Origin of the sequence: Bacillus mobilis (assembly GCF_001884045.1) — a bacterium.
Classification (GTDB): Bacteria; Bacillota; Bacilli; order Bacillales; family Bacillaceae_G; genus Bacillus_A; species Bacillus_A mobilis.
This window is the reverse complement of sequence record NZ_MACF01000130.1, coordinates 102,249-114,334: the sequence shown is the minus strand read 5'-3', so window position 1 is coordinate 114,334 and position 12,086 is coordinate 102,249. Positions and strand designations below refer to the sequence as shown.

11 protein-coding genes are annotated in these 12,086 nt (G+C 36.0%); 9 read left to right on the top strand and 2 right to left on the bottom strand.

Features of this window, described 5'->3' with window-relative positions; all coding sequences use genetic code 11:
- Positions 1–468: 468 nt before the first annotated feature.
- The 9 genes from walR (at position 469) to BAQ44_RS25555 (ending at position 8,968) form a co-directional block, all read left to right on the top strand.
- Entirely contained in the window at positions 469–1,176 is a 708-nt protein-coding gene (gene walR, locus BAQ44_RS25595) for a cell wall metabolism DNA-binding response regulator WalR (protein ID WP_000971865.1), read from the top strand.
- A gap of 3 nt (positions 1,177–1,179) precedes the next feature.
- Positions 1,180–3,021, top strand: a complete 1,842-nt coding sequence (gene walK, locus BAQ44_RS25590; protein ID WP_061680121.1) for a cell wall metabolism sensor histidine kinase WalK — start codon at positions 1,180–1,182, stop codon at positions 3,019–3,021.
- The gene (locus BAQ44_RS25585) at positions 3,018–4,334 is read left to right on the top strand and encodes a YycH family regulatory protein (RefSeq protein WP_061680120.1); all 1,317 of its coding nucleotides are present in this window, start codon (positions 3,018–3,020) and stop codon (positions 4,332–4,334) included. The genes walK and BAQ44_RS25585 overlap by 4 nt, the downstream gene beginning before the upstream one ends.
- Complete coding sequence (locus tag BAQ44_RS25580; RefSeq protein ID WP_063262414.1) at positions 4,315–5,157, top strand: two-component system regulatory protein YycI; 843 nt, start codon at positions 4,315–4,317, stop codon at positions 5,155–5,157. The genes BAQ44_RS25585 and BAQ44_RS25580 overlap by 20 nt, the downstream gene beginning before the upstream one ends.
- Positions 5,141–5,935, top strand: a complete 795-nt coding sequence (locus BAQ44_RS25575) for an exodeoxyribonuclease YycJ (protein WP_000522836.1) — start codon at positions 5,141–5,143, stop codon at positions 5,933–5,935. The genes BAQ44_RS25580 and BAQ44_RS25575 overlap by 17 nt, the downstream gene beginning before the upstream one ends.
- 63 nt (positions 5,936–5,998) lie before the next feature.
- Complete coding sequence (locus BAQ44_RS25570; RefSeq protein WP_063262413.1) at positions 5,999–7,174, top strand: S1C family serine protease; 1,176 nt, start codon at positions 5,999–6,001, stop codon at positions 7,172–7,174.
- A 53-nt stretch (positions 7,175–7,227) separates the two neighbouring features.
- Positions 7,228–7,413, top strand: coding sequence for a CxxH/CxxC protein (locus BAQ44_RS25565; protein WP_001052827.1), 186 nt, complete (start codon positions 7,228–7,230; stop codon positions 7,411–7,413).
- Positions 7,414–7,472: 59 nt separating this feature from the next.
- Complete coding sequence (gene rlmH / locus BAQ44_RS25560) at positions 7,473–7,952, top strand: 23S rRNA (pseudouridine(1915)-N(3))-methyltransferase RlmH (RefSeq protein WP_001027003.1); 480 nt, start codon at positions 7,473–7,475, stop codon at positions 7,950–7,952.
- Positions 7,953–8,089: 137 nt separating this feature from the next.
- Positions 8,090–8,968 (top strand): radical SAM/SPASM domain-containing protein, encoded by an 879-nt coding sequence (locus BAQ44_RS25555; protein WP_000713629.1) that lies wholly within the window; start codon positions 8,090–8,092, stop codon positions 8,966–8,968.
- A 37-nt stretch (positions 8,969–9,005) separates the two neighbouring features.
- Here BAQ44_RS25555 and pepF read toward each other — a convergent pair whose 3' ends face one another.
- Both pepF and guaC read right to left on the bottom strand, forming a co-directional pair.
- Positions 9,006–10,823 carry an oligoendopeptidase F gene (gene pepF / locus BAQ44_RS25550; protein WP_071724493.1) on the bottom strand — a complete coding sequence of 606 codons (1,818 nt, stop codon included), beginning with the start codon at positions 10,821–10,823 and terminating at the stop codon, positions 9,006–9,008.
- Positions 10,824–10,958: 135 nt separating this feature from the next.
- Positions 10,959–11,942: a GMP reductase gene (guaC, locus tag BAQ44_RS25545; protein ID WP_000432444.1), complete on the bottom strand. Its 984-nt coding sequence runs from the start codon at positions 11,940–11,942 to the stop codon at positions 10,959–10,961.
- Between the last annotated feature and the right edge of the window lie 144 nt (positions 11,943–12,086).

Below are 12,086 nucleotides of genomic sequence, written 5' to 3'. Positions count from 1 at the left end.
CCTCGTGTCGGCGGTTCGATTCCGTCCCGAGCCACTCTCAGGATATTAAGTGGGCCCACTTAATATCCTTTTTATTTGTGTAATTTTACAAAATTGAGTAGTTATTTTAAAATAGAATGAGGAGCCTCTAGCAGTTGAAGCTAGAGGTTTTTCTATAGATCGTATAGGATTCCGTGTAAAAGTGGATCATACATGAGTCTGTGAGAATAGAGGAGAAAGTACTTAAGCAAAAGATGCGGTCATATAGGGACATACTATGTAGACATCAATGTGTTTAGGGATATTGACCATATTTTTACCCGCTATTTACCGGGCAGTAAGCCCCCACCTTAAAATTCAACGAAAGCAAAGAAGTTAGGTGTGGGATCAACTTCCCGTAAAAGCCCGATTAGTGAGGGCTAATAATCAGTGGATGATGAAGAAAACACCCACTGATTAAAGTTTCACTTTATAAGGAGGAAATAGACGATGATGGGAAAGAAAATTTTAGTAGTTGATGATGAAAAGCCGATTGCGGATATTTTGAAGTTCAACCTAGAAAAAGAAGGTTTTGAAATTGTAATGGCGCATGACGGTGATGAAGCGATTGAAAAAGCGAATGAAGAGCAGCCAGATATGGTTTTATTAGATATTATGCTACCAGGTAAGGATGGCTTAGAGGTTTGTCGTGAAATACGTAAAAGCTCAGAAATGCCGATTATTATGCTTACAGCAAAGGATTCTGAAATTGATAAAGTATTAGGGCTTGAGCTTGGTGCAGATGATTATGTAACGAAGCCATTTAGTACGAGGGAATTACTTGCTCGTGTGAAGGCGAATTTACGCCGCCATCAACAAGGTGGTGCTGCAGAAAAAGAAGAAAATACGGAAATGGTTATTGGACCAATTGTTATCAATCCAAATGCGTATAGTGTAACGAAACGTGAGGAAAATATTGAACTTACGCATCGTGAATTTGAGCTACTGCATTATTTAGCAAAACATTTAGGTCAAGTTATGACTCGCGAACATTTATTGCAAACGGTTTGGGGTTATGACTATTTTGGAGATGTACGTACAGTGGATGTAACAGTACGTCGTTTACGTGAAAAAATTGAAGATAATCCGAGTCATCCTACTTTAATTGTAACTAGACGTGGAGTAGGGTATTACTTGCGTGACCCAGAGCAGGAATAGTATATGAAGAAAGTCGGTTTTTTTCAATCTATTCATTTAAAATTTGTACTCATATATATGCTATTAATATTAATAGCTATGCAAGTTATTGGGGTATATTTCGTAAGGGAATTAGAAAAGAGTCTTGTACAGGGCTTTAGAGATTCTTTAACGCAGCAAACGAACTTATTAGCGTATAACTTGAAACAAGAGTTTAAAAAAAGTCATACAAAAGCAGAAACAGAATCAACAGATGAAACGATTAAAACTTCAATTCGAAAATTTGCCTCTGATCGAAAGAAAGATATCCAAGAAGTAAGAGTATTTGATTCGAATAGAAAGTTACTTGCTATTTCAGATGAGTCAAAGCAAAACAAGGTAAATAGAACATCAACTGATATAGCTGTTCAGCGGGTATTGGTACAGAAAAAGCCAGAAGTGAAAATTGAGAAGGATGGTCGTACAGGCCATCGTGTACAAGTTATGATTACTCCTATTCTAGATGATAACGGCAAAGATGCACTTGGTGTTATTTACATTGTTGCATCTATGGAAGATGTTTATAAACAGATGAAGGATATTAATCAAATTTTTGCGACTGGAACCGTTATTGCATTACTCGTAACAGCTGTACTTGGAATTTTGTTAGCTCAAACGATTACGAGACCAATCTCAGATATGCGAAGACAAGCGATTGAAATGGCAAAAGGGAACTATTCAAGAAAAGTAAAAGTGCATAGCCATGATGAAATTGGACAATTAGCATTATCTTTCAATAATTTATCAAAAAAATTACAACAAGCTCGTTCTTCAACGGAAAGTGAAAGACGTAAATTATCATCCGTTTTATCACATATGACAGATGGAGTAATTGCTACTGACCGAAAAGGGGACATTATTTTATTAAATGATCCTGCGGAAAAGATGCTAAATGTTTCGCGTGAAACGGCGCTCGATCAATCTGTTTTAGAAGTATTAGGGATACAAGAAGAATTTACGCTTGATCATTTATACGAAGAGCCTGATTCTGTGTTATTAGATTTTAGTACGAGAAATGAACCATATATTTTACGTGCTAGTTTCTCTGTTATTCAAAAAGAGACAGGGAAAGCAAATGGTTTAATAGCCGTATTATATGACGTAACTGAGCAGGAGCGTATAGAAAGGGAACGCCGTGAGTTTGTAGCAAACGTTTCCCATGAATTAAGAACGCCATTAACAACGATGCGCAGTTACTTAGAGGCACTTACGGATGGTGCGTGGCAAGATCCGAATATTGCACCGCAATTTTTAACAGTTACACAAGAAGAAACAGAAAGAATGATTAGACTTGTAAATGCGTTATTGCAACTTTCTAAACTCGATAGTACAGAGCATCGTTTAATGAAAGAATGGGTCGACTTTACTGACTTCTTTAATAACATTATTGATCGTTTTGAAATGTCTAAAGAGCAAAACGTAAGTTTCAAACGATCTTTCTCTAAGAAATCCCGATTTATTGATATGGATACGGATAAAATTACGCAAGTATTGTATAACATTATTTCGAATGCATTAAAGTATTCACCAGAAGGTGGAACAGTAACATATCGCTTACGTGATCGCGGGGAATTATTAGAGATTAGTGTAAGTGACCAAGGAATGGGTATTCCAAAAGAAAACGTCGATAAAATCTTTGAACGTTTTTATCGCGTAGATAAAGCACGTTCAAGACAAATGGGTGGTACAGGACTTGGATTAGCAATTGCGAAAGAAATGATTGAGGCACATGGTGGCTCGATTTGGGCGAAGAGTGAGGAAGGAAAAGGGACAACTATTTACTTCACATTGCCAATGGCAGCGGATGAAGAGGACGATTGGGAATGAGTATGGAAAATGTTAAAACGATAGTTTTAATTAATTTAGTTGTAATTAGTCTATTTCTTACTTTTAACTTATGGACGTATGTGCCAGATTCCACGTCTATGCAAAACGCAAAATTTGTGCAGGGTAATGAAGGAACTACTCAAACTAAAATCGCTGATGTTGTCCGTCCTACTTCTATCATCGTGCATAAAGATAAAAATCATTACGGGAGCAAAAGAGAGGGAGATATAGAATCAATCTATAAACCTTTGGAAGCAGGGGAATTATATGATTTCAAAGAGATATCGATTGCTAAAGCTGATTTCCTTTCTTATGTGCATGGTGAAGGGAAAATTGAACTTATTTTTCCTACCAACATCCCATTTGATGCAGTTAAATCTATGTTTAATATGAAAGGAAAAAGTATAGATAAACCTAAACATTTTAATCGAATTATTCTTGATCCGTCTAGAAGTAGAGATCAAGAAATTAAAATTAATTTTGTTTCTGATGGTGATAACTCTAGAATATATGAAGCAAAATTAAGTGGTGTGTATTTAAAAGATATTGTAAATGCACAAAATCAATTTATAGTATCGGCAAAACCTTATTTTGACTATCAAATTAATGATATGAAAAAGCTATTTTTACCAGATGGAACGACAGAATTAAGTAATATAACATATATTTCATCTAATTTAGCGGTGGATACATTTAAGAATGCCCTTTTTAGTGACCCACGTTATTTAAGCCCTATTACTGAGAAATCAAAAGAAACATTTACAGATGGTATTAGATCCATGGAGATTGAAAACGATCAGCATATGTTAAAGTATAAAAATTCTTCTGTTTCAAGTGAGAAAACGACAGATAATTTAATGCTTTTACAAAAAAGCTTTGATTTTGTAAATGGTCACAGTGGGAGTTTGGATTCATATCGTTTGGACTATATGAATAAAGGACAGACCGTATTCCGTTTACACGAAGATGGATACTCCGTATTCAATACAGATGGATTAGCTGAACTGAGACAAGTATGGGGATCAGAAGAAGTAATGGAATATGAAAGACCGTTGTTGTCTTTAAATACGAAAGGCATAGAACAGAAGGTTACTCTTCCATCAGGTCACGTTGTAATGGCATCCTTAGAAAATAATGCCGCGGTAGATAAACGATTCATTAAAGACGTTGGTATTGGATACAAATTATCACTAGATGGGCAAGTAGCTAGGCTACAGCCAATTTGGTATGTAAAGTTTGTTGAAGATGAAGCTGGCAAACAAAAAATATATGAGTGGAGTGAGGGAGGACTAAATGGATTGGGATCGGATTAAAACCATATTTATTGTGACCTTTTTTGTTTTGGACCTCTTTCTCATTTTTCAATTCATTCAAAAGCAAGATAGTAATCAATTGGAGCTTATTGCAGAAACAAAGATAGATCAAGAATTAAAAGCAAACAAAATTACTATGGGTAATTTCCCTAAAGAACCGAAAAAAGAGTCATTTATTAGGGCGGAAAACAAGGCATTTAAAGAAGAAGATGTACAGTCTTTAAAAAATCAAACAGCGCATATACAAAATATGTACAAGATAGAAAGTAAGCTAAAAGAGCCCTTTTTGAATACAAAATCATTATCCAAAGATAAGTATAGTGATTTTTTGAAGAACTATGTATTGGATGGACAAAAGTATGAGTATGGGGCGATGAAAGACTCTAAAATCTACTTCTTCCAAAAGTATAAAGATAAGCCTATTTTCTATAACGATCAGGCAATGATTGTTGTGGAATTAAATGAAAAAAATGAACTTGTTTCGTACACACAGACGATGCTAACTGATTTAAAAGAAATGGGCGAAAGTGAAAAAACGAAACAGCAAGAAATTATTACTGCTCAAACGGCTTTAGAGAATCTGTATTTAAAAAATAAAGTTCATGGGAATACACATGTAAAAGAAGCACAAATTGGTTATGCCACCCTTACCGCAGCTACTTCTAATAACCAAGTACTTGCTCCGACGTGGAATTTAAAAACGGAGCAGAAGCAGGACTTCTTTGTAAATGCAATTGAAGGACAAGTTATGGAATTAGGGGAAAGGGAAAATCAAGTGGTTGATGAACATACTGGAGTGAGAAAGAATGGGGTTGCATTTTAGCGTACTTGCAAGTGGAAGTACAGGGAATATGCTATATGTAGGAACAGATGAAAAAAAATTACTTGTCGATGCAGGTTTAAGTGGTAAAGCAACAGAGGCTTTATTTAAACAGGCAGAACTAAATATAAATGATGTATCAGGTATTCTTGTAACACATGAACATAGTGACCATATTAAAGGGTTAGGTGTATTGGCACGTAAATATGATTTACCTGTTTATGCAAATGAGAAAACATGGAATGCAATGGAACATTTAATTGGAAATATCCCAACTGAGCAAAAGTTTATTTTCTCAGTTGGGGATGTGAAAACATTCGGTGATATTGAGGTCGAGTCATTTGGGGTTTCTCATGATGCGGCAGAGCCGATGTTTTATGCTTTTCATAACAATAATAGAAAGTTAGCCCTTATTACGGATACGGGATACGTGAGTGACCGTATGAAAGGTGTTATTAAGGGTGCGAATGCTTTCGTGTTTGAAAGTAATCATGACGTGGAAATGCTTCGTATGGGACGTTATCCATGGAGTATTAAGCGACGTATTTTAAGTGATGTGGGGCACGTTTGTAATGAAGATGCTGCATTAGCGATGGCGGATGTAATTACAGATGAGACAAAACATATTTATTTAGCCCATTTAAGTTTAGATAATAACATGAAAGAACTAGCACGTATGTCAGTATCACAAGTATTAGAGGAAAAAGGATTTGGAGTGGGAGAAGCCTTCGAAATTCATGATACAGATCCGAAAATGCCTACAAAAATTCAATACGTATAATTCTTCATTTTAGTAAACAATAAAGGTGAATATAGTTGTTTTCAGGAAGATAGGTGAACAAATATGTCCTTTATTGATGAAGAAAATTATCGTATGAAACGTGCAAGAAAAAAGAAGCATAAAGGTATTGTTATTTCTAGCATAGCAGGAACAATTGTAGGAGCTTCGTTATTTGCATTTGGAGCTCCTTTATTTGCGAATGATGCGGGCGCGCTTCCGCAAGCTGAAGCAAGTGGAAGTAATATGGCCGAAGCTCAAGGAATTAAACAGATTAGTTTTGTTGATGCTGTTGATCGTGCGTCTGAAGCTGTTGTTGGCGTTATTAATATTCAACGAGATAATTTTTCAGAGGCAGATTCAGAAGCTGGTACAGGATCAGGTGTAATTTATAAAAAAGCAGATGGCCAAGCTTATATTGTAACGAATAATCATGTTGTTGCTGGAGCAAATCGCATTGAAGTAAGTTTAAGTGATGGTAAGAAGGTTCCGGGAAAAGTATTAGGAACGGATGTAGTCACAGATTTGGCTGTACTAGAAATAGATGCAAAGCATGTGAAAAAAGTAATTGAGATTGGCGATTCTAATACTGTTCGTAGAGGGGAACCAGTCATTGCGATTGGAAACCCACTCGGGCTACAATTTTCTGGAACCGTTACACAAGGCATTATTTCGGCTAAGGAACGTATTGTTCCTGTAGACTTGGATCAAGATGGACATTACGATTGGCAAGTAGAAGTATTGCAAACAGATGCAGCAATTAATCCAGGTAATAGTGGTGGTGCACTTGTAAATGCGGCAGGTCAATTAATTGGCATTAACTCAATGAAAATTGCAGCAAAAGAAGTAGAAGGAATTGGACTAGCTATTCCAGTTACTAGGGCTGTTCCAATTATGAATGAATTAGAGAAGTACGGAAAAGTAAGGAGACCATATGTTGGAATTGAACTTAGATCGTTAAATGAGATTCCAAACTATCATTGGTCAAAAACATTGCATTTACCGGGCAATGTAACAGAGGGAGTTTGCATTTTAGATGTGAAAAGTCCTTCGCCAGGTGTAGATGCTGGTTTACGAGAACACGATGTGATTGTAGCAGTAGATGGAAAACCGGTTCGCGATATTATCGGATTCCGTACGGCCTTATATGATAAAAAAATTAATGATAAAATGACTCTTACGTTTTATCGTGGTACAAAACGAGCAACAACAACGGTTAAACTAGGCGTTCAAAAGTATTAAAAACAGGAGGGCCTACCTCCTGTTTTCTATTGTAGAAAAGTGAGGTGAAGAATATGAATTTACCTTGTTGTTTAGAACATGTGGAATTAGCTTTAGATATTATTGTGGATGAGTGTGAAGTTGCGCCAGTTATTAACAATGTGGATAACTCGGAAAAAGAGAAAAAAACATGTGAATTTTGTCAAAACGAGGCGACATATGTTGTATCGAACACAGATTCCCACACAATATGTGGGTAACATTTGTGGATATGTGGATAAGTTATGTGGATAACATGTTTGTAAGGTGGGGAATACGTGTGAATATCTCGATTATTTCAATTGGGAAATTAAAAGAAAAATATTTAAAACAAGGTATAGCAGAATACTTAAAACGATTATCTGCATACGCAAAAGTAGAAGTAATTGAATTGCCAGATGAAAAGGCACCAGAAAATTTAAGTGAAGCAGAAATGTTAATTGTAAAAGAAAAAGAAGGTATACGTATACTGGATAAAATTTCTGACGATACGCATGTCATTGCGTTAGCGATAGAAGGAAAGCAAAAATCATCAGAAGAATTTGCAGTAAGCTTAGATCGTCTTGCTACATATGGAAAGAGTAAAGTTGCATTCGTGATTGGTGGATCACTTGGACTAAGTTCAGAAGTAATGAAGCGTTCAAACGAATCTCTTTCTTTTTCAAAGATGACATTACCACACCAATTAATGCGATTAGTATTGCTTGAGCAAGTGTATAGGGCATTTCGTATTAATCGTGGTGAACCGTATCATAAATAGTAATAGTACATTCAAACGGCTACAGATGTGGCCGTTTTATATATTTCCTAAAATAAGTATGTTTCTATTTCTAAAAAAGTGTGATGTAATATGAAGAGGAAAAAAGTATAAGTAGTCATAGAAGTGAGGAATTAAAGGTGAAGAAGTTTAAAAAGTTTTACTTGGAGATTACGAGTGTATGTAATCTTGCGTGCAGCTTTTGTCCGCCGACGGAAAGGCAGAAGCAGTTCATTTCTGTGGAGGATTTTGCGAAAAGATTAGACCAAATTAAACCTCACACAGACTACATTTATTTGCACGTGAAGGGTGAGCCATTGCTCCATCCAAAAATAGATCAATTGTTAGATTTAAGCCATGAAAAAGGGTTTAAAGTTAATATTACAACGAACGGAACGTTAATTAATAAGAGAAGGCATAGACTGTTAAATAAACCTGCGTTAAGACAAATGAATTTTTCATTACACAGTTTTGATGGACATCCAGGTTCGCAAGATAAAGAGGGTTATGTAAGAAGTATACTTTCCTTTATTAGAGAGGCGACAAGTCAATCGGATTTAATTGTTTCACTACGATTATGGAATTTAACTCAGGATAATAAAACGAATGCTGAAATCCAGAAAAATAGAGATTTATTATCCATTATTGAAAATGAGTTTGGTCTATCTTATCAAATCGAAGAGAAGCTTACACCAGGAAAAGGTATAAAAATTGCGGAACGTGTCTTTATTAATCAAGACTATGAATTCCAGTGGCCGGCATTACATGAAGAAGAGGATGATGGAAAAGGATTCTGTCATGGTCTTCGAAATCAAGCTGGTATTTTAGCAAACGGGACAGTTATTCCTTGCTGTTTAGATGGTGAGGGGATTATTAACCTTGGGAATATTAATAATGACTCATTTTCTAACATTATAGAAGGTGAAAGAGCAACAAACATTGTCGATGGATTTTCGAAAAGAGTTGCAGTCGAAGAGCTATGCAGGAAATGTGGATACCGTAAAAGATTTGGAAAATAAATATGAAACAAGCCCTCATCAAGCGAGGGCTTGTTTTTTATTCTTGATAAGAGCGCTCCAATTCATCAATTAAGGAACCAACGTAAGAAACAGCTTTACGTATTGCATCTGGTTTTGACATATCGACTCCGGCATGTTTCATTAATTCAAGTGGTTTCATCGTACCACCAGCGCGAAGTACATCTAACCAGCGATCAACGGCGGGTTGTCCTTCCTCTTTAATCATTTGAGCTACCGCAGTAGATGCAGTGAGGCCTGCAGAATAGGTGTAAGAATACAAGCCCATATAATAATGAGGTTGACGCATCCAAGTTAAGCCAGCGCCTTCGTCAATTTCTACAGAATTTCCCCAGAATGTCGAAAGTACATTTGTTTTTATTTCAGTTAAGGTTGTAGCTGTAAGTGCTCCTCCTTCTTCTGCTAGCGTGTATACTCTTCTTTGATATTCTCCCTCAAGTAAGTGAGTAACAAAGTTATGATAATATGTGCCGAGTAGTTGCAGAATCACCCATCTGCGCATTCTCTTATCGTCAGTCGTCGCTAATAAATGCTGGGCTAATAGTAATTCGTTCATCGTAGATGGTGCTTCGACAAAGTACATAGATGGACGTACATTCATAATACGCTGGTTTTTATTTGCTAAATAAAAATGACCAGCATGCCCAAATTCATGGGCTAATGTGAAGCATCCACGCATCGTATTTTGCCATGTAATTAAAATGTATGGATGAGAACCATATGGACTTGAACAAAATGCCCCTGTTGATTTCCCTACATTATCTGCAAGATCGACCCATCTCTCTTTAAATCCCTTTTCGATAATGGAACCATATTCATCGCCCAATACTTGTAAAGAGTCTTGAATGAGTTTTCCAGCTTCTTCGTATGTGATGCTTGGATTAAATTCGGGATCTAAAGGTGCATGTAAGTCGCAGAACAGCATTTGATCGAGTCCTAGTACTTTCTTTTTTAAATCTGCAAAACGGCGCATATGAGGTGCTAATTCCTTGTATATAATATCAAGTTGATTGTCATACATTTCAAGTGGAACTTTTTGAGGTTCCAAAAGCATATGAGTAACAGATTCAAATTTGCGTAAACGAGAGAGTGTTACTTGTTTTTTTACTTCAGTCGCATATGTTGTTGCCACTGTATTTTTATATCGTTTCAAGGTGGAAACAAATGATGAGTACGCTTTTCTACGTATGTCTACGCTTGGAGAAAACTCATATTTACTTTCAAATAATGCAAATGATACAGGGAGTTCGTTTCCTTGTTCGTCTTGTATAGAGGTAAAATCCATATCGGCTAATTTAGTCATACCGTAAATTTTGTATGGAGAACTATGTACTTCGCCAAGTGCAGCAAGAGCTTCTTCTGTTTCAGGAGAGAGCGTGTGCGGCCTTTTTTGTAGGATGTCTAGTAATGATTTACGGAAAGGTTCAAGTTTTGTTTCTTCAGCTAAATATTTCTCAATTGTGTCTTCGTCGAATGAGAGGATTTCATTATGGATAAAGGATAATGCAGTATGTACTTTCGTCCATAAAGCAGCAATTTTGGAAGAGTTCGCTTGAACAACTGGATTTGTACGGTCAGTAGATTCTTTTAAATTTGCGTAGGAGTATAGTTTTGTTAACTTCATTAAAAGCTCTTCTTCTAAAAGTAGCCCATGTAATAAGGTAGTGGAGCTAGTGTGTAATTGTCCTTTAAACGCATCAAGTTTTTTTATATCATCTGTTAATACACGTAATGCAGTTTCCCACTCTTTATCAGATTCGTATAAATCAGAGAGGTCCCATGTTAGTTCAGTAGGGACTTCCGCGCGAATATGGCGTTTCTCAATTATATTTTTCATTTATTGTATCCCCCTTATTATAAGTATCTAAAAACATGATACTAGAAAATTCAGTAAAATAAAAATATTTCGCATTTCTATATATAAAAGAAGGACAAGCATAAAAATGCTTGTCCTTCGAGTTAAATTTAAAAATTAATATACTTTATCGCCGTTGAAAATAGAGTTTTTCACTACTACATAATCTACAGTACGAATTGAGTCTAATTTTGTTCCACCAGCGTAAGAGATAGAAGATTGAAGATCTTGTTCCATTTCGATCAAAGTGTCTTCTAAAGAACCTTTATGCTCAACGAACATTTTCTTACCTTCAACGTTTTTCTTCTCGCCTTTTTGGAATTCAGAAGCTGAACCGAAGTACTCTTTATAAAGTTTGCCGTCTTTTTCGATTGTTTCCCCTGGAGACTCTTCATGACCAGCGAATAGAGAACCGATCATAACCATAGTCGCCCCAAATCGAATAGATTTAGCTACGTCGCCGTGTGTACGAATACCACCGTCAGCGATAATTGGCTTACTTGCAGCTTTTGCACACCAGCGAAGTGCAGCTAGTTGCCAACCGCCAGTTCCAAAGCCTGTTTTAATTTTAGTAATACAAACTTTACCAGGTCCAATACCGACTTTTGTTGCGTCAGCACCAGCGTTTTCTAATTCTCTTACCGCTTCTGGAGTTCCAACATTTCCAGCGATAACGAAGCTTTCTGGTAAATGCTTTTTAATATGCTGGATCATGTTGATTACAGCATTAGAATGTCCGTGTGCGATATCAATCGTAATGTATTCAGGTGTAAGTTGCTCAGCAGCTAATTGTTGTACGAATTCATACTCGTCCTCTTTTACACCAACGCTGATAGAAGCGATTAATCCACGTGATTGCATATCTCTAATGAATGAGATACGTTTCTCTGGTTGGAAACGATGCATGATATAGAAGTAATTGTTTTCAGCTAAATAAGTTGCGATTCTTTCATCAATAATCGTTTGCATATTTGCAGGTACGACAGGTAATTTAAATTTATGTTTACCTAAAGTGACAGTTGTATCACATTCAGAGCGGCTGTTCACAATACATTTTGCAGGAATTAATTGAATATCTTCATAGTCGAATACGTTTTCCATCATTTACACCCCTAAAATACGAATATTTTATTTAGTTTTTTAAAAAATGTTCGTCCAAAGGATAATTTACATTATTTTCACTCATAAGTCAAAGGTTTTCATGTTTGTATTTAAAAATTAAGTTTATTTAAGTAAATTATAGGT